Annotated in this window: 13 protein-coding genes; 3 read left to right on the top strand and 10 right to left on the bottom strand. The window is 61.4% G+C overall.

Going from position 1 to position 18,166, the window contains the following annotated elements; all coding sequences use genetic code 11:
- Positions 1-34: 34 nt before the first annotated feature.
- From Q8K09_RS02960 to Q8K09_RS02930, 7 genes are all read right to left on the bottom strand, one after another.
- Positions 35-3,073 (bottom strand): multidrug efflux RND transporter permease subunit, encoded by a 3,039-nt coding sequence (locus Q8K09_RS02960; protein WP_305253531.1) that lies wholly within the window; start codon positions 3,071-3,073, stop codon positions 35-37.
- A 46-nt stretch (positions 3,074-3,119) separates the two neighbouring features.
- Complete coding sequence (locus tag Q8K09_RS02955; protein ID WP_305253530.1) at positions 3,120-4,247, bottom strand: efflux RND transporter periplasmic adaptor subunit; 1,128 nt, start codon at positions 4,245-4,247, stop codon at positions 3,120-3,122.
- A gap of 191 nt (positions 4,248-4,438) precedes the next feature.
- Entirely contained in the window at positions 4,439-6,064 is a 1,626-nt protein-coding gene (locus Q8K09_RS02950) for a methyl-accepting chemotaxis protein (protein ID WP_305253529.1), read from the bottom strand.
- A gap of 252 nt (positions 6,065-6,316) precedes the next feature.
- Complete coding sequence (locus Q8K09_RS02945) at positions 6,317-7,411, bottom strand: DUF1513 domain-containing protein (protein ID WP_305253561.1); 1,095 nt, start codon at positions 7,409-7,411, stop codon at positions 6,317-6,319.
- 6 nt (positions 7,412-7,417) lie between these two features.
- Positions 7,418-8,479: an imelysin family protein gene (locus Q8K09_RS02940; RefSeq protein WP_305253528.1), complete on the bottom strand. Its 1,062-nt coding sequence runs from the start codon at positions 8,477-8,479 to the stop codon at positions 7,418-7,420.
- A 10-nt stretch (positions 8,480-8,489) separates the two neighbouring features.
- A complete protein-coding gene (locus tag Q8K09_RS02935) occupies positions 8,490-9,902 on the bottom strand; it encodes a di-heme oxidoredictase family protein (protein WP_305253527.1) in 1,413 nt (470 codons plus the stop codon).
- A gap of 156 nt (positions 9,903-10,058) precedes the next feature.
- Positions 10,059-11,393 carry an imelysin family protein gene (locus Q8K09_RS02930; RefSeq protein ID WP_305253526.1) on the bottom strand — a complete coding sequence of 445 codons (1,335 nt, stop codon included), beginning with the start codon at positions 11,391-11,393 and terminating at the stop codon, positions 10,059-10,061.
- A 240-nt stretch (positions 11,394-11,633) separates the two neighbouring features.
- Between Q8K09_RS02930 and Q8K09_RS02925 the strand changes: the two genes are divergently transcribed.
- Together Q8K09_RS02925 and Q8K09_RS02920 are read left to right on the top strand one after the other, a co-directional pair.
- A complete protein-coding gene (locus Q8K09_RS02925) occupies positions 11,634-12,206 on the top strand; it encodes a LemA family protein (RefSeq protein WP_305253525.1) in 573 nt (190 codons plus the stop codon).
- A 9-nt stretch (positions 12,207-12,215) separates the two neighbouring features.
- Positions 12,216-13,103, top strand: coding sequence for a GIDE domain-containing protein (locus tag Q8K09_RS02920; protein ID WP_305253560.1), 888 nt, complete (start codon positions 12,216-12,218; stop codon positions 13,101-13,103).
- A 27-nt stretch (positions 13,104-13,130) separates the two neighbouring features.
- On the opposite strand, the gene Q8K09_RS02915 is transcribed toward Q8K09_RS02920, so the two are convergent.
- From Q8K09_RS02915 to Q8K09_RS02905, 3 genes are all read right to left on the bottom strand, one after another.
- A complete protein-coding gene (locus Q8K09_RS02915; protein ID WP_305253524.1) occupies positions 13,131-15,197 on the bottom strand; it encodes a bifunctional diguanylate cyclase/phosphodiesterase in 2,067 nt (688 codons plus the stop codon).
- A 446-nt stretch (positions 15,198-15,643) separates the two neighbouring features.
- Positions 15,644-16,225: a superoxide dismutase gene (locus Q8K09_RS02910; RefSeq protein ID WP_305253523.1), complete on the bottom strand. Its 582-nt coding sequence runs from the start codon at positions 16,223-16,225 to the stop codon at positions 15,644-15,646.
- Between the two features lie 188 nt (positions 16,226-16,413).
- Complete coding sequence (locus Q8K09_RS02905; protein WP_305253522.1) at positions 16,414-17,025, bottom strand: LysE/ArgO family amino acid transporter; 612 nt, start codon at positions 17,023-17,025, stop codon at positions 16,414-16,416.
- 89 nt (positions 17,026-17,114) lie between these two features.
- On the opposite strand from Q8K09_RS02905, the gene Q8K09_RS02900 reads away from it, so the two are divergent.
- A complete protein-coding gene (locus Q8K09_RS02900) occupies positions 17,115-18,008 on the top strand; it encodes a LysR family transcriptional regulator ArgP (protein WP_305253521.1) in 894 nt (297 codons plus the stop codon).
- The last annotated feature ends 158 nt before the right edge of the window (positions 18,009-18,166 follow it).

The raw sequence follows: 18,166 nt of genomic DNA, 5'->3' as shown, positions 1-18,166 counted from the left end.
CACATGCATTTCCTGTGCTGTTTTGTGTGCAGGCTTACGCTGTCGCAGGCTCCGGATCCGGCTTGGCCAGCAGGCTGTAGACGCAGGGCAATACGAACAGGGTGAACAAGGTGCCAACCGACATGCCGGTGGCGATCACCAGGCCTATATCGAAACGACTTACCGCGCCGGCGCCTGTGGCCAGGATCAGCGGGATCATGGCGAAGACCATGGCCGCGGTGGTCATCAGCACCGGGCGCAAGCGAATCGCTGCCGCTTCTTCGACCGCTGCCCGCCGTGACAAGCCTTTTTCACGACGCAGTTGATTGGCGAATTCGACGATCAGGATGCCGTGCTTGGTGATCAGGCCGATCAGGGTGACCAGTCCAACCTGGGTGTAGATGTTCATGCTGGAAAAGCCGAGGAACAGTGGGATCAGTGCGCCACAGATCGACAATGGCACTGTCACCAGGATCACCAGCGGGTCGCGGAAGCTTTCGAACTGCGCCGCCAGCACCAGGAAAATCAGAGCCAGAGCCAGGCCGAAGGTGGCATACAGGGCGCTGCCTTCTTGGATGAACTGGCGCGCCGCGCCGGCATAGTCGGCGGCAAAGCCGGCCGGCGCCTCCTCGGCCATGATCTGCTGCACGGTCTCGATCGCTTCGCCCATGCTGACGATAGGTACGCCCTGGATGATCGCCGAGTTGAGCTGCTGGAACTGATTGAGCTGGGTCGGGCGTGCGCGCTCGCTGACGCTGATCAGGGTCGACAGCGGCAGCATCGCGCCGCTTTCGCTCTTCACCTGATAGTTGCCGAGCCAGTCCGGGTTGTCGCGGTAGGCGCGCTCGACCTGGGCGATGACCTTGTAGCTGCGCCCGTCGATGGTGAAGCGGTTGATCTCGCCTTCGCCGAGCAGGGTTGCCAGGGTCAGGCCGATGTCCTGCATGGATACGCCCATCTGCGCGGCCTTGGCGCGGTCGATATCGACCACCAGTTCGGGCTTGTCGAAGGCCAGGTCGATGTCGAGGAAGGCGAATTTGCCGGAGGCCAGGGCGCGTTGCTTGACCCGCTCGGTGACCTGTAGCAACGACTCGTAATCGCTCGGTGTATTGATCACGAACTGGAATGGCAGGCCGTCACCGGTGCCAGGCAGCGAGGGCAGGTTGAAGCCAAATATCTGCAGGCCGGCGATCTGATTCAGGCGCGCTTGCACCTGCGGCAGGATCTCCATCTGGGTGCGCTCGCGCTCGTTCCAGGGCGTGAGCAAAAAGCCGCCGATCCCCGATTGCACGCCATTGAAGCCATTGATCTGGAACGAGGAGTAATACTCCGGGAACTCCTTGAAGATCTCGACGAATTCATCGGTATAGCGGTTCAGGTATTCGAGGTTGGTCGGCTGCGGCGCGTTGGCGATGAGGAACACGATGCCCTGGTCTTCCTCGGGCGCCAGCTCGCTCTTGGTAAACATCAGCAGCAGCGGAATCAGGCACAGCACGATCAGGGCGAACACCACCACCACCGGGCGAGTATTGAGGGTGGCGTGCAGCGCAACCTGGTAGCGGCGCTTGAGTGAGTCGAAGAGCATGTCCAGGCGATGTGCCAGGCCCGTGGGGTTTTCGTCGTGGCGCAGCAGCTTGGCGCACATCATTGGTGACAGGGTCAGGGCGACGATGCCGGAGATGATCACCGCGCCCGCCAGGGTCAGGGCGAACTCCTTGAACAGTGCGCCGGTCAAGCCGTCGAGAAAGCCGATCGGCGCATAAACTGCGGCCAGGGTGATGGTCATCGACACCACCGGTACGGCGATTTCACGGGCGCCGTCGATGGCAGCATCGTAGGGCGTCTTGCCATCCTCGATGTGTCGGTGGATGTTCTCCACGACAACGATGGCATCGTCCACCACCAGGCCGATGGCCAGGACCATGGCCAGCAGGGTCAACAGGTTGATCGAATAACCCATCAGCTGCATGAAGAACAGCACGCCGATCATCGACAGCGGAATGGTGATCACCGGGATCAATACCGAACGCAGTGCGCCGAGGAACAGGAACACCACGACAATAACGATCAGCACCGCCTCGAACAGAGTCTTCACCACCTCATCGATGGATACCTGGATAAACAGGGTGGCGTCGTAGGCGATGGACACCTTGAGGTTCGGCGGTAGCTGAGTCTCGATCTCGGGCATGATCTGCCGCACTTCCTTGATCACGTCCAGCGGGTTGGCGCTCGGCGTGCCCTTGATGGCGATGTACACCGATGGGGTGCCATCGAAGGAACTGATCGAGTCATAGCTTTGCGCGCCCATCTCCACGCGGGCCACATCGCCGAGCAGCACGCGGCTGTCGCCGATGGTTTTCAGCGGGATGGCGGCGAAGTCCTGTGGCGACGTGAGGTCGGTGCTGGCATTGATGCTGGTGACCACATACTCACCCTTCACTTCACCGGCAGCGGCGAGGAAGTTGTACTGGCGCACGGCGTCGTTGATGTCACTGGCGGTCAGCTCATAGGCGGCCATCTTCAGCGGGTCGAGCCACAGGCGCATGGCGAACACCTGATTGCCGAGGATTTCCGCCTCGGCCATGCCGGGCAGGGTGGCCAGCTTGGGCTGGATCACCCGTGACAGGTAGTCGGTGATCTGCGGGTTGGACAACTGATCGCTGTGGAAGCTGATGTACATCAGTGCCGAGGCGTCGGCTGCTTCCTTGCTCAAAACCGGGTCTTCGGCGTCCTGCGGCAGCTGGTTCTTCACCTCGTTGGCCTTGGCCAGCAACTCGGTGAACAGGCGGTCGCTGTCGGTGCCAATGCGCGCATAGATGGATACAGTCGAGACGTTTTGCCGACTCACCGAGGTCATGTAGTCGATGCCTTCCGCGCTGGCCAGGCTTTGTTGCAAGGGCTGGGTGATGTAGCCCTGGATGGTCTCGGCATTAGCACCCGGGTAGGCGGTCGTCACCGTGATCAGGGCATTCTCCATCTGCGGGTACTGGCGGATGGTTAGCTTATCGAAGGCCTGCAGGCCGAGCAGGACGATCAGCAGGCTGACCACGGTCGCCAGTACCGGGCGACGGATAAAGGGATCGGTAAAAGCCATGGGGCGGTTCCTATGCACCTGCACCGCGGTGGACGGTGCGGGTTGGCTATTCGGTGGTTTCGGCTGTATCAGCGACGATTGTTACGCGGGCGCCGCTATCGAGTTTGAGCTGACCGGCGCTGACCACCTGTTCGCCAGCCTGCAGGCCCTTGAGAATAACCACTTGGCCTTCGCGGCGTTCGCCGGTCTCGACGAAGCGGCGCTCGACCTGGAGGATCGGCTTGCCGTCGGCATCGCTTGCCGGGCTGCCGTCGTCGGCCTGCTGCGCCTCGATCACGTATACCGAGTTGCCGTACAAGGTGTAGGTGATGGCAGTTTCCGGTACCAGCACCTGCGAGATTTCGCCGGCGAGCAGCACCTGCAGATTGGCGAACATGCCGGGCAGTAACTTTTCGTTTGGATTGCCTAACCTGGCGCGCACCAGCAGGTTGCGCGTGGTCGCCTCGACCTTGGGGTTGATCGCGGCGATCTGACCTTCGAATACCTGGTCGGGATAGGCCGCCACCTGAATGCGCACGCGCTGACCGATGGCCAATTGCGGCACGTTCTGCTCCGGCAGGAAGAAGTCGACGAACAGGGTCGACAGGTCCTGCAGGGTGGCAATGGTGGTGCCAGAGGCCAGGTAGTCGCCGACGTCGACCTGACGGATGCCGATGGTGCCGGCGAAGGGCGCGAGGATGCGCTTCTTCGCCAGTGTGGCTTGCAACTGGGCAACGCTGGCGTTGGCTTTCTGCAGTTCGGCAGACAGTCGGTCGAACTCGCTCTTGGAGATGGCCTGTCGAGTGACCAGGTTGCGCCCGCGCTGGTACTCGACCTGCGCCAGGCCCAGTTCGGCCTGGGCGGTGCCCAGGCTGGCCTTTTCCACGTCGCTGTCCATCTGGATCAGCGGCTGGTTGAGGCGAACCTTCTCGCCGGACTGGAACAGCACATCGCGGGCGGTGCCGGCGACCTCGACAGTCAGGTCGATGCCCTGGAAGGCCTTCAACGTCCCGATAGCCGGCAAACGGCTCTGCCACGGTTTGGCTACAGCCTCTACGGCATTCACGCTGATCGGCGGTTGCGGCGCCGAGAACTGCTGAATTTCCTGGTAGATAGCCAGACCTTTATAGGCGGCGAGGGCGAGTACCACGACGAGTACGACGCCGAGCATGATCAGCATGCGGCGGAGCAACATATTCCGGTTCCTTGGCAATGGAAATTGGGCCTGGGAATAGGCAAGAAGAACACATTAGACTCCGCGCAAAGGCCTGTCAAAGCGTCGCATTTGCAACGTGGGAGCGATACAGAAGTTGCCTGATTGATCAAATGCGTTGTCAGCAAAGTGCCAGCGCACGCTGGCATTTTGCTGGTTACGTTATGGCGATTTCAGGCACTCAGGCGTTCGGTCACCTCATTAAGTTGTCCGGACAGGGTTTTCAGGTTCTGCCCGGCACTTTCGGTGCGCTGTACGTTCTCCTGGTTAGCGGTGGCGATGGCGGTAATCTCGGTGAGGTTGCGCGAGATGTCTTCGGCTACCGAGGTCTGCTCTTCAGCGGCGGTGGCGATTTGCCGGTTCATATCGCGGATCGCCTCGACCGCGTTGGTGATCAGCTGTAGCGTGGCGCCGGCCTCAGTGACCTGAGTCACGCCCTCTTCGCTGCGCTGCTGTCCGCTTTCGATGGCGCGCACGGCATTCACTGCACCGGTTTGCACGGTGTCGATGATCTGGTGGATTTCCGCGGTGGACTCGGCGGTACGTTGTGCCAGGGTTCGCACTTCATCCGCTACCACGGCAAAGCCGCGGCCCTGTTCACCCGCGCGGGCGGCCTCGATGGCGGCGTTGAGTGCCAGCAGATTGGTTTGCTCGGCGATACCGCGAATCACTTCGAGGACCTTGCCAATGCGCCCCGTATCACTTTCCAGGCGCCGAATGACGTCGGAGGTGTTGCTGATTTCGCCACGAATATTGGTGATGGTCTTGATGGTCGCCTGCATCACTGTTTCGCCCTGACGCGCTGCGCTGTCGGCTGCATCTGCAGCGCCGGCTGCTTCGGCGGCATGGCGTGCGACCTCCTGAGCGGTGGCAGACATTTCGTGCATGGCGGTGGCCACCTGGTCGGTGCGTGAGAACTGCTCGCGGGTGCCTTGGGCCATCAGCATGGCAATCGAGTTCAGCTCACCACTGGCTGTGTCCAGGTCAGCGGTGCTGCGTTTCAGGCGGGTGAAGGTATCGGATAGGAAGTCGCGCAGGATATTCGCGGCCACGGCCAGGTTACCCAGTTCATCCTGTCGGTTGGAATCGACGCGTTTGCCGAAGTTACCCTGGCTGAGCTGGGTGATATGTTCGATCAGCTCACGGATCGGGTTGATCAGGTTGCGGTTGAGCAGCCATAGGCTGAACAGCGCGATCACCGCGGTAGCACCGAGCATCAGCAGGGTGCCGAACGTAATGGTGCGGTCGGCCGAGGCATTGAGCAGGCTAGCCTGTTCCAAGCTCTGTTTGTGCAGCTCGCTGGCCAGCGTCTCCATTTGCTGGGCGGTGTTGCGGTCGATGCCGGAGACCGCCTTGTCGCCGACCGTAGCGTCACCCCCTGCGGCGATAAAGGCATCGCGCCCCTTGCGGTAGTTGGTGCCGAGTGTCTGGTGTTCGCCGCGTAACGCGTCGACCTTGGTTTTCAGCACGCGGTCATCGCCGGCCAGTGTGCTTAGTCTGCCCAGGGAGTCCTGAACCTTGCGCTCCTGGGCTTCGAACTGGCTCCAGTATTTATCCAGTTGGGCTTTGTCGCTGCCGCGCAGCAGGACGTTCTTCCACTCTTGCACCTGGGTTTTGAAGTTCAGGTTGGTCGAATCGATAAGCGCTGAGGCTTCCAGCGGGCCTTCGAGCAGGCTGCGGTAAGCCTGCATGCCGCTGGAAAGGAAGCTGAAGCAGGCCAGCGCGGTGATCAGAATCAGCGCCAGGCTAGCACCGAGCAGGGCGAGAATTTGCGCGCGCAAGGATTTTTGCAGAAACATGGGTGTACCCCTGAGTATGGACGTCGAGACGCCAGCGAAGCTGACTGCGCCTGACTGCGAAAATCCCTGGCTATTGGTCGGGTTGCCTATAAGCAGCGGCTAACTAAAAGTATAGATCGGCTCTGCGGCAGCGTTCTTTAGCGTACCGGCTTATAGCGTACCGGCGCTGTATTACAAATTAAGACTGGAGTGTGGGCAGCCTGGAGCAGGCACTCAGCGCCTGTTTTCACGCAACAGATCGGAAACGGCGTTTCAGGCCAGGCGCAGGTGGTTGTCCCATAGCCCTGCCGGTAATTGCAGCGGCTGGGCGCTGATGTCGCTGTGGCGGCAATCGAATAGCCGGCAGCGTCCCACGCCCGTGCTGACGACGAAGCCCTCGGCTACTGCGCCAACCCCGGCGCAATCTGCTAGCGGTGCATCCAGGCGCAGGGCGGCGCTGTCCAGGTCCCAGATGAACACCCGGTTGCCGCGCGGCGCGGTCAGCGCCAGCAGGCGCAGTTCGCTGTGGATAGCCACGCTGGCGCTGTACTGGTTCATCGCCTGGCTTTGCGCTTCGCCCAAGGCAAAGTGCTGGAACGCCTGGCCCGGTCGCTTGATCGCTAGCAACGGCACCGGATCTGCAGGGTCGCCCATGTATTGCTGGGCGCTGACGATAGTGCCGTCGCTGGCGATTGCCAGATGGCGCACGCTGTTCATCCGCTCGGGCAGCTGTTCCTTGCTCAGCAGGCCGCCATCGCGATTGAGCAGCACCAGGCTGGACTCCATGCTGTCGAGGTTCATCTCCACCCGGCTGTCGGCTTCGGTGCGGATGCCGCCGTTGGCCACCACCAGGGTTTCGCCATCGGGTAGCCAGAGCAATTGGTGCGGACCGATGCCGTGGCTTGATAGTTCGCCGGTGCGTTGCAGCTGTCGGTCTTGCAGGCGATATACGCCGAGCACTCCGCGGCCGGGATCGCGGGTGTCGTTCTCGGTGGTGTACAACCATTCGCCATCCTTGTGGAACACCGCATGGCCGTAGAAGTGTCGTTGCGTCGGCGTATGCAAGGTCTGTAGCAAGCGGCCGTCGCGGGTGTCGAGCAGGTAACTCTCGGTGCTCGGCCGGCGGCCGACGAACAGGGCCAATGGCAGGCTGGGGTGCGGCACTACGTCATGACAGCGTTCGTTGACCCGGGTGGCAAACACCTTGCTTCCATCCAGGCGATAGCCCACCGCATAGTGTTCGCCAGCCGCATTGTTGCGCGCGGACAGCAGCAGGGGCTGCACGCCACTATTGCTCAGGGTCCAGCCGGCGAAGGCGCCGGCTGCCACTGCGCCGGCTGCCAGGCCGAGAAAAGCTCTACGCTTGATCATGGGCTAGTCGCCGTCATGGGCGTTGAAGCCCATCTGGATACCGAGGGCGTTCGCCAGTTCGGTTTCTTGCAGGCGGTGCAAGGTATTGAGGCTGGCGTACAGGGCGTTTAGTTGCTCGCGCCCGATGTCGTTGTCGAGTAGTTCGCCAAGCGGACGTTGCAGGGCCGCGAGGCGCTGGCGAGTGTCGCTGTAGGCGGCGTCGATGCGTTGTTGCAGGGCTGACTGATCGCTGCTCAATAGGGCTTGCATACCGTCCTGTTCGGCGCCGTGCCAGATACGTTCGGCGCTGGCCAGGCCGGCTGCCAGGTTGGCCAGACTGGCCTTGCTGCGCCAGGCTTCGGCTTGATAGGGCTGTGGCAGACCTTTGCTCTGGCGCCCGAGTGGTGTGCCAAGCTTTTTCTTCAGGCCATCAAGGGCGCTGACCTGGGTGCGCAGCAACTCGGCTACGGCTTCGCTCGCCTCTGCATAGCGTTGGTTGGGGAAGCTTTGCAGTTGCGCGGCCATGCCGTCTTTGGCTTGCCAGTGGCCAAGTACATCGGCTGCCAGGGTTTGCTGGTGCTGGCCGATGGCGACTATCAGCGGGCAATAACGGGCCTTCTGTCCTGCGTTATCGAGGTCTATGCCGGAGTCGTACATCAGGTATTCGTAAGCGGTCAGGCCTTGTACCACTACGCTGGATTTATCCAGGTCGGTGGCTGTCAGCTCGGGCTTGTTGTTCAGTAGGGCCTCGACTTGCCTTGCCACCAGATTTTTCTTGTCCGGCCAGAACTGTACCTGCCAGGCGCGGTTGCCTTCTGCCAGCGGGCCGATCAGCAGTGGCTGCAGGCCGGCCCAGGCGCTTTGTGCGGTGAGAAATGCCTGGCGCGCGTCGCTCAGGTTCTGCTCATCGGCGCAGAAGGCCTGACCACTATTGGCCAGCTGGCTATTGGCCTCGGCCCAGCTGCTGTAGGCCGGTAGCAGTACGCCGTCGGTCAGGGCACTGCTGACACTCTGCTGTGGGTCTACAGGGGCGCAGGCACTGAGCGCCAGGCTCAGCAAGGCGAGGGTGAGGGGGGAACGGATCATGTACAACTCCTTACAACGAATTCAGAAAGGCCAGCAGCGCGGCGCGCTGGTCGGCAGAAAAAGTCAGGACCTCTTGCTTGGCCGTTTCGGCTTCGCCGCCATGCCAGAGGATGGCTTCCAGCAGGTTGCGCGCGCGGCCGTCATGCAGAAACTGGGTGTGGCCGTTGACCGTTTCGGTGAGGCCGATGCCCCATAGCGGTGGCGTGCGCCACTCGCTGCCAGTGGCGAGAAATTCGGCACGGTTATCCGCCAGGCCTTCGCCCATGTCGTGCAGCAGCAGGTCGGTGTAGGGACGAATCAGCTGGTTGGCCAGCTCTGGTTCGGCAGCATCGCTGGCAGTGGTGAACTGCGGGGTATGGCAGCGCTGACAGCCGGCCTGGTGAAACAGCCCTTTGCCTTTGAGCACCTCGGGTGTATCGACATCGCGGCGCGCCGGTACGCCCAGGTTGCGGGTGTAAAACAGTACGTTGGCAAGAATGTTATCGCTGACTTCCGGCTCGCCACCATGCACTGCATTCCGGCAGTCGGTTTGTGCAAGGGTGCAATTGTCATGGGGTATCAGTGAGCTGGTCAGGCCCATGTCGTTGGCAAAGGCATCGGCGTTTTGCTGGTTGAGGTTGGGCTGCCCGGCTTTCCAGCCGAAGCGGCCCAGTACCGTGCGCTGCTGTGCCCTGTCCCAGACTTGATTGGCGCGTCCGGAGATGCCGTCGCCATCGCTATCTTCCGGGTCGGCATTGGCCAGAATCGTCGTATCGGCAATGGCTTCGAGCAGGCCCAGGCCAATCATCGGTGGCGCGATACGGGCGGAAAATTGGCTGTCAGCATGCAGCGGGCCATAGCCGAGCTGGCTGATTTCCAGGCTGGGCTTGCGCAGCTCGATCTGCTGGCCGTCGGCAAAGCTGACCCGTTGCGTGCTGTAACTGACCCGCACCTTGCCTTCGGGGGCGGTGCCTGGGTTGGCCATGTCTTGCAGTTGGCCGCCGTAGGTCGGTTCGGCAAGCACGCCCAGGCGCTCGATGATTTCTGCGTGCTCATGTCCTGCTGGAATCGACAGGCGCACCAGCATCGAGGCGGCGCTGAGCGCATTCGGTGCGGGCGGATGGCCGCGGCCATCTTTGATATGACAGTTCTGGCAGGCATTGGTGTTGAACAGCGGGCCCAGACCATCGCGCGCAGTAGTGGTCGCCGGGGCAATCACCCAAGGATTACGGAAGAAGCTGTTGCCTACGCTGAAATCCAGGCGGCGCGAGGGCGCCAGATTGGCCGAGGGCATGGAGAAGGCATTCTGATCGAACTTGAACACGGTGGCGCTGCCAGCAGACAGTGCTTCGCCGGGTTCGGCTTGGGTAAAGCGTGGCGCGGGGTCACAACCTGCCAGGCCCAAGAGCAGGCACAGGAGCAGGCGAGAAGGCGGGGCAGGCATCGACGAGAATCCGCAGTAGGAGAGTCAGGCGGCAAGCTTAGCAGGCTAACTTAGTTTAAATAAGATAGATTTGCGTTAGCGTTGGCGGCGAAAAGTCGCAGGTATAAAAAAGCCGGTGCGATCAGGCGATCACACCGGCTGCTCGTGCGCGTTGACCTAGAAGGCGTGGTCGGCGGTGTCCGGGTTGAGGTCGCCGATGTTCAGCTTGCCCGCAACCTGTTCGATGGCACCGGTCTGTTTGACCAGGGCGGCGATGGCGTCACGGATGATCTGCTGACCGGCAGCGTTGTCGGCAGCGATCAGCTGGTCGAAGTGCTGACCATTGTTGGCGCTGTCAACCAGCGCCTGCAACGTGGCTTCGGTCGCTGCGAGGTCGGCTTTAAGGGTGCTGTCGGCTGCCGCGTCGACCTTGGCTACCAGGTCGGACAGGCTCGGGCCGGTCAGGGTCGTGCCATCGGCCTTGAGGTATTCACCCAGGTAGACGTTGCGAACGCCTTTGCCGTTGTAGAAGTGCGAGTTATGGGTGTTGTCGCTGAAGCAGTCGTGTTCGTCTTCGGTGGAGTTGGCTTCCAGTGCGACCTTCATGCGCTCGCCGGCCAGTTCGCCGAGGGACAGGCTGCCCATGCCGAAGAGCATCTTGCGCAGGCCATTCTCGGCCGATTCGGCTTCCAGGCTGGCGCGGTAGTTGTCCGCTACGCCGGCCTGCCATTGGCCGACCATTTCGTCGAGGTCGCTGACCAGTAGCTCGCTGGCGGCCTTGAGGAAGGCCCGGCGGCGCTCGTTGTTGCCGCCGGTGGCGCCTTCGCCGACCACGAAGTCAGTGACTGGGCGTTCGCCGGCACCCGGGCCGGTGCCATTCAGGTCTTGGCCCCAGAGCATGAATTCGATGGCGTGGTAGCCGGTGGCGACGTTCGCTTCCGAACCGCCCAGCTCGTTCAGGCTGGCGAGTAGCTGTGGGGTGATTTCAGTCACGTCGAGCTGGTCTTCTCCGACTTGGATCTTCGTGTTGGCGACGATGTTGGCAGTGGCGCCCGGATTGCCCAGCGCCGATTGATAGTCGGCTGCCACGTAATCGATCAGGCCTTCGTCCAGGGGCCAGGCATTCAGTTGGCCTTCCCAGTCGTCGACCACGGCATTGCCGAAGCGGAACACTTCTGTCTGCATGTAAGGTACCCGCGCCGCCAGCCACGCTTCGCGGGCGGCTTGCAGGGTGGCGTCGGTCGGATTGGCGAGCAGTGTATCGATGGCGCTATGCAGCGCCTTGCCGGTGCTGGCAGCATCGCTGAAGACAGCCAGGGCCAAGTCGGCGTAGTGGCTGACCACGGCAGTTGCGGCAGCTTCGTTGACTGTGTTGGTTGCGGCTACCGGGGCACTAGCGCTGCTGGCGGCAGGTGCCGGAGTTTGGCTGACGGGTGCCTTGTCTTCGCCGCAGCCGGCGAGGGAGATGGCGATGGCCAGCAGGCTGGCGGAAGCCAGGGGCATACGAATCATGACGAAATCCTTTGCATGGAGATGAGAGTGGTACGCGGATGCGTACGCAAAGCTGCAACATAATGCGAAAGATTTGCATTTTGCGCAAAGGGTCGTTGCGATTAAATCGCATAAAGCCGTGCGCTCAGTCTCCATCCTGGCAGGCCGATGCCGCTAGAATGCCGGCATTCGGCTTTTGCGCAGCAGGACACCGGGTCCGATCTGCTAGTAGCCATGGCGCATCATTACGGAGCAAACCGCATGAGTCTTACCAGTGTTGCTGTCCTCGTGATTCTGATCCTGCTCGCCGCCTACGCGGTCATTCTCTACAACGCCCTGGTGCGCTTGAAGCACGGGCTGAGCAAGGCGTGGGCGAATATCGATGTGCTGCTCAAGCAACGCCATGAAGAGCTGCCTAAGCTGGTGGAAACCTGCAAGCAGTACATGCAGTTCGAGGGCCGTACCCTGGAGCGGGTGATTGCTGCACGCAACGCCGTCGCCAGCGCCCGCGAACAGCACGATGTAAGCGCCTTGGGTAAAGCCGAGAGTGGCTTGCGCATCGGCCTGGGTCAGCTGTTCGCCTTGGCCGAGAACTACCCGGACCTCAAAGCCAATGACAGCTTTCGGCACCTGCAGCTGCGCATCAGTGGCCTGGAGAATGGCATCGCCGATCGCCGCGAGCTGTACAACGAGGCGGTCAACCTGAACAACGTGCGCATCGAGCAGTTCCCCGATGTGTTGATCGCCCGTGCGTTCGCCTTCAAAGCAGGCGAGTTGCTGGAGTTTAGCGATGCCGAGAAGGCCGACGTCGATCTCAAGACGCTGTTCAGTTAAGCCGTGGCGATCGAAGGGTTGTTGCTTAGCCTGCTGTTCAGCGGCGGGGCAACTATCGGTGGTGCCTGGTGGAGCGTGAAACGCTGGTCACAGGCTCGCCATCTTCTCGACACGCCAACCTCGAAGATTCGTTCGGCGGCCCAGGGCTATGCCGAATTCTACGGTGTGCTGGCAGCGCTGGCCGATGCGCAGGTGCGTGCGCCGCTGACCGGCAAGCCATGTCTGTGGTGGCGCTTCAAGATCGAGCAATACCAGTCCGGCGGCAAGAAACGCAGCTGGCGAGTGATCGAGAGCGGTAGCAGCGAAGTCTGGCTGCGTTTGAACGACGGCACTGGCGACTGCCTGATCGACCCGCGCGGCGCCGAGGTTCGCCCGGCGATTCGTGAGGTTTGGCAGGGCAGTCTGCGTCATCCTCTGGGGCCAGCGAAGAGCGGGCTGCTCAGTTGGTTGGGCAGCGGCAAGCGCTATCGCTACAGCGAGGAGCGTTTGCACGTCGGCCAGCCGCTGTATGCCATTGGCGATTTTCGCAGCAGTGGTGGTGGTCAGGCTCGCGCCCCGGATACGGCGCAGAGCGAAGTGATCCGTGAGTGGAAGGGCGATTTCAACGGTCTGTTGCAGCGTTTCGACACTGACCGCAACGGTCAGCTGGATGAGCAGGAGTGGAGCCGCGTACGCCTGGCCGCGCAACTGGAGGCCGAAGACCGCCATCATCAGGAGAGTTCGCAGCCGGCGCAGCACCATCTGGGCAAGCCTGCCGAGTCGCGGCCGTTCATTCTGGCCAATGCCGGTGAAGACGAGCTGGCGCGGTATTTCCATTGGCAGGCAGCCGGCGGCGCCGCACTTTGCCTGGCCGGCGCTTTGGCGACGGCCTGGTTGCTCGGGGTGAGGGTGCTTTAGTGGCTGTGCCGCGCGCGCTTGCTGTTTCTACAGTGTGACCGGGTTGGTCACACCGGCGCTGAGCCGGCGGGCCTGCTTGAGATAGAGCATCAGCTCACGCGCGGGCAGTGGCTTGCTGTAGAAGTAGCCCTGACCTTCATTGCAGCCTTGGGCCATGATGTAGGCCTCTTGCTCGGCCGTTTCCACACCCTCGGCAATCACCTGCATACCGAGACTTTTGCCGAGCTGGATGATGGCCCGCACGATGGTGGCGTCGTCGTCATCCTGGAGCAGATCCATGACGAAGCTCTTGTCGATTTTGATCTTGTCCAGCGGCAGGCTTTTCAGGTAACTCAGCGAGGAGTAACCGGTGCCAAAGTCGTCAATCGCGATCAGTGCGCCAGAGCGGCGCAGGCTCAGCAAGTGCTGGGCGGCTGTGGTGATGTCTTCCATCAGGCCGGTTTCAGTGACTTCCAGTTCCAGGCTGCGCGGAGGCAAGCGATAGATCTGCATCAAGTTGTTGACCACCCGTGGCAGTTCAACATGGTGCAGTTGTACGGTGGACAGGTTGACCGCCATGCGCAGTTCACTGAAGCCCTGGTCGTGCCATTCGCGCAGTTGCCGGCAGGCTTGGTCGAGAATCCATTCGCCGATCGCGATGATGGTGCCGTTCTGTTCTGCCAGCGGAATGAATAGATCGGGTGGCACCAGGCCGTGTTCTGGGTGCTGCCAGCGCAACAGCGCTTCGACGCCGACCACGTGGTGATCGCGGTAATCGATCTGCGGCTGATAGACCAGGTAAAACTGGTTCAGCGCCAGGGCTTCGCGCAGATCTTTCTCCAGTTCGCGACGACGGCGCATTTCGCTGTCGACGCTGGCGATATAGAACTGGTAACGGTTGCGCGAGCGACTCTTGGCCAGGGTCATGGTCTGTTCGGCTTTTTGCAGCAGCTTCTCGGTGCTGTCGCCGTCTTCGGGGAACAGGGTGATGCCAATGGTGGCGCGCAGGCGCACTTCCTGCTGGTCGAGAATGAACGGCTGCTCGAGGCTGTCGAGTACACTTTGCGCCAGCTCGGCGGCTTCATACGGTTGCTCGATGTCGGCCTGAACCAGGGCGAACTGGTCACCACCCAGGCGGGCCAGGGCACCTAGACGACCGCTGTGGCTGCGCAAGCGGTCGGACAGGGCAAGCAGTAGCTGGTCGCCAGTCTGGTAGCTGAACTGTTCGTTGATGCTCTTGAAGTCGTCCAGGCCTACGCAGAGCACGGCAACCCGGCGCTGCAGGCGACCGGCATCATCAAGAATCTGATCGAGTTGCTGTTGCAGTTGCTGGCGGTTCGGCAGTCCGGTGAGAAAGTCGTACTGGGCCATGCGCAGCAGGCTGCTTTCTGCCTCGCGGCGTAGGTGAGTGTTACGTTCAATAGAGGACAGCAGCTGGTTGGCGGTATTGATCCACAGCCCCAGCTCGTTTTTCTCGTTGCCTTTGAGCATCGGCAGCTTGTGGGCGCTGGGTCGATCCGGGTTGATCTGGCTGAGATGCTCGATGATCTTCGACAGTGGCTTGGTCAGCAGCCAGTGGTAGACCAGATAGAGCACCAGGCCCATCGCCAAAGCCCGGAGTACGCCGGCAATGAAAATCACCACCGAACTGGTGACGAAGCTCTCGCCGTAGAGTGCGGTGTCGAGGGTGATGCTGAGGTCGCCGTAGTACTCACTGTAGGGGCCACGGCCCATCAGCTTGGTCGTGAAATGTTGTTCTTGGCCGAGGATCGGGTCGGTCAGCCAGCGAGTGGGCAACTGCGCCAGATCACGGGCTTTTTCCGCGAGCATCGGCTCGTTGGGGTGGCCGATGGCCGCCACGCGTACCGAGTCGTGCTGGAACAGGCCTTCGATGACCTGCATACCCATTTCGCGATCCAGGCTGTAAACCGCCTGGGTCGAGGGGTCGCGGAACATGCCAAGAATGCGCTGGGCATCGTTGGTCACGGCCTGTCGGGTTTTGTAGGCATCGAACACAATTTGCGCACAGCTCAGTATTACCCCAACGGCAAGCGCCGAGAGCAGTACGACGCGCAGCAGCTTCAGAGACAGGCTGTTCTTGAGTTCCAGCTTCAAATGGCAATTCCTTGTTCGATGCCAGCGACGTCATATCGTTGTGAGTATCAGCAAACTCGCGGTTGTCGTCAAAGGGCCATTACATCATTACAGTGCAGTCGATCGGGTCAGCCGCTCTAGCGTGGCAAAGGCAGGGCGTTTGTTGTCTCCCGGTATGTCGGTGCGAAGGGCCAGGTACTTGAGGGGTGTCCGTTGATTTATTTCACTGAGCATAGTCGCTGGCACTTGCAGAATAATCGCTCGCGCTGCTCTGTATGTCGAGTCCGGCATTCGCTCTATTCTATTGCCCGGCATCACGGCAAGGCATTGACGCTACTGCTTATCACAGGGTTTGAGTGAAGCTGAAATGAAGCTATGCGGTGCTCAGTAGACAGTAAAAAGCCCAGCTGATCAGCCGGGCTTTTTACTCATTGCACAGGCATTGACGGCCGGCGCATTAGTTGGCTTCAGGCTGCGTAGTTGTTAGCTACGAAATCCCAATTGACCAAGTTCCAGAACGCTTCTACATATTTCGGGCGCACGTTGCGGTAGTCGATGTAGTAGGCATGTTCCCAAACGTCGCAGGTCAGCAGCGGGGTGTCGCCGCTGGTCAGCGGGCAGCCGGCACCGATGGTGCTGGCCAGAGCCAGGGAACCGTCAGCTTTCTTCACCAGCCAGCCCCAGCCGGAACCGAAGGTGCCGATGGTTACTTTGCTGAACTCTTCCTTGAACGCGTCGAAGGAACCGAAGGCTGCGTTGATTGCGTCGGCCAGGGCGCCAGTCGGTTGACCGCCGCCATTGGGCTTCATGCAGTTCCAGTAGAACGTGTGGTTCCAGACTTGAGCGGCGTTGTTGAAGATGCCACCCGAAGAGGTCTTGACGATCTCTTCCAGGGATTTGCCTTCAAACTCGGTGCCAGGCACCAGATTGTTCAGGTTCACGACATAGGTGTTGTGGTGCTTGTCGTGGTGGTATTCCAGGGTTTCCTTGGAAATGTGCGGCTGCAGAGCATCATGTGCGTACGGCAGTGCCGGCAATTCGAAAGCCATGGTTGATCTCCTAATCAGGTCAGTTGCGGTGTTCGCGAAGCCGATCACGGGCGGCCCTATCTGCGGCGTGAGTTATCTCTTTGCGCCGCTAGCCTTGGATCATAGCACTGGGCCTTCGCCTTAAACACGTGGGAACTGTGTGGGAAACCAACATCCGGCGGCTGTTCCCGGCTGGGTTGACGGCCGTTTTAGGCGGCGGTGGGAGCCGCGAGCAACTGCCAGGCGATAGTGAACATCATCAAGGCCACGGCCAGATCAATCAGTCGCCAGGTTAGCGGTCTTGCCAGTTGCGGCGCCAGCCAGGCAGCACCAAGCGCGAGGCTCAGAAACCAGATTAGCGAGGCACTGGCCGCCCCCATGGCATAGGCGCCGGGCACACTTTGCTGGGCGCCGAGCGAGCCGATCAACAGCACGGTATCGAGGTACACGTGCGGGTTTAGCAGGGTCACTGCCAGTGCTGCCAGGAGCACGTTGCGCAGTGAGCGCGGGGTAGCCAGTGCCGCGTGATCGAGCCCCTGCGGACGGTAAGCACGCAGCAATGCCTGGACGCCATACCAGAGCAGAAAGGCGGCGCCGCCCCAGCGTGCAACAGCCAATAACAGCGGGTTTTGCGCCAGTAGCGCGGCCACGCCGAACACGCCGGCGGTTACCAGCAGGGCATCGCAGACCACGCAGAGCAAGGCCACCGGTAGATGATGTTCGCGCCGCAGACTTTGCGCCAGAACAAAGGCGTTCTGTGCGCCAAGGGCGATGATCAGTCCGGCGGCGATTACCAGGCCATTCAAATAGCTTTGCCACATGGTTGTTCTCCTGTTGTTGCTGGCCAGTCTGTTGTGCTTGGCTGTATAAGAAAAATCAATATTGCTGATTGCTCATTAGGAGAACTGATTTGTTCGATTACAAGCTGCTGGCCGCCTTGGCCGCGGTGGTGGAACAGGCCGGTTTCGAGCGGGCGGCCCAGGTGCTGGGCTTGTCGCAGTCAGCGGTGTCGCAGCGAATCAAGCTGCTCGAGGCGCGGGTTGGTCAGCCGGTGCTGGTGCGTGCCACGCCGCCGGCACCCACTGAAATCGGCCGCCGCTTGCTCAACCATGTGCAGCAGGTGCGTCTGCTCGAGCGCGATGTGCAAACACAGGTGCCGGCGCTGGATGAAGGTGGGGTCCCCGAGCGTCTGCGCATCGCCTTGAACGCCGACAGTCTGGCGACCTGGTGGGCTGCTGCGGTGGGCGAGTTTTGCGCCCGGTACAAGTTGTTGCTGGAGTTGCTGGTGGAGGATCAGGACGTTGGTCTGAAACGCATGCGCGCCGGTGATGTTGCTGCGTGTGTATGCGCCACGGATCGGCCGGTAGCGGGGGCGCGCAGTCAGGCGCTCGGTGCCATGCGCTACCGTGCGCTGGCCAGCCCGGAATTCATTACCCGGCATTTTCCCCTGGGCGTCACCCCCACGGCATTGACCCAGGTGCCGGGCATTGTGTTCGGTCCGGATGATTTGCTGCAGCATCGCTATTTGGCCGAGCTTGGCGTGGCCGACGGTTTTATGCACCACCTCTGCCCGTCGTCAGAGGGTTTCGTGCGCTTGGCCCTGAGCGGTCTGGGCTGGGGCCTGATGCCGGAACAGCAAGTGTTGAATGAGCTGGCCCGTGGCGAGTTGGTCGAGCTGATTGCCGATCGACCGATTGATGTGCCGCTTTACTGGCATCACTGGCGCAATGGCGGCGAGTTGCTCAACAGCTTGACCGAGCATTTGCGCAAGGTGGCTGGCGGGTGCCTGGTGCCGCTGGCATGAGCTGTTGTGTTGCCTGAATATCGCGTCTACGGTTTGGGCCGTGTTGTGCGTTCTGCTCGGGGGTTGGCGGGCAGTGCCCGTGGCATCCGCCGTCGACGCTGTGGTCGCTGTTCTGGCGCGTTACGACACGGCGCGTCAGTGGCGGCACTGCTAGAGTG

Origin of the sequence: Pseudomonas sp., from assembly GCF_030683065.1 — a bacterium.
Classification (GTDB): domain Bacteria; phylum Pseudomonadota; class Gammaproteobacteria; order Pseudomonadales; family Pseudomonadaceae; genus Aquipseudomonas.
This window is presented reverse-complemented; position numbering and strand designations above follow the sequence as displayed.

Bases quoted from the DNA above. Each gene is read 5' to 3' on its own strand.
- Q8K09_RS02910 (WP_305253523.1), bottom strand. From the start codon at position 16,225: ATGGCTTTCGAATTGCCGGCACTGCCGTACGCACATGATGCTCTGCAG.
- Q8K09_RS02935 (WP_305253527.1), bottom strand. From the start codon at position 9,902: ATGCCTGCCCCGCCTTCTCGCCTGCTCCTGTGCCTGCTCTTGGGCCTG.
- Q8K09_RS02955 (WP_305253530.1), bottom strand. From the start codon at position 4,247: ATGTTGCTCCGCCGCATGCTGATCATGCTCGGCGTCGTACTCGTCGTG.
- Q8K09_RS02950 (WP_305253529.1), bottom strand. From the start codon at position 6,064: ATGTTTCTGCAAAAATCCTTGCGCGCGCAAATTCTCGCCCTGCTCGGT.
- Q8K09_RS02925 (WP_305253525.1), top strand. From the start codon at position 11,634: ATGAGTCTTACCAGTGTTGCTGTCCTCGTGATTCTGATCCTGCTCGCC.
- Q8K09_RS02930 (WP_305253526.1), bottom strand. From the start codon at position 11,393: ATGATTCGTATGCCCCTGGCTTCCGCCAGCCTGCTGGCCATCGCCATC.
- Q8K09_RS02940 (WP_305253528.1), bottom strand. From the start codon at position 8,479: ATGATCCGTTCCCCCCTCACCCTCGCCTTGCTGAGCCTGGCGCTCAGT.
- Q8K09_RS02905 (WP_305253522.1), bottom strand. From the start codon at position 17,025: ATGTGGCAAAGCTATTTGAATGGCCTGGTAATCGCCGCCGGACTGATC.
- Q8K09_RS02960 (WP_305253531.1), bottom strand. From the start codon at position 3,073: ATGGCTTTTACCGATCCCTTTATCCGTCGCCCGGTACTGGCGACCGTG.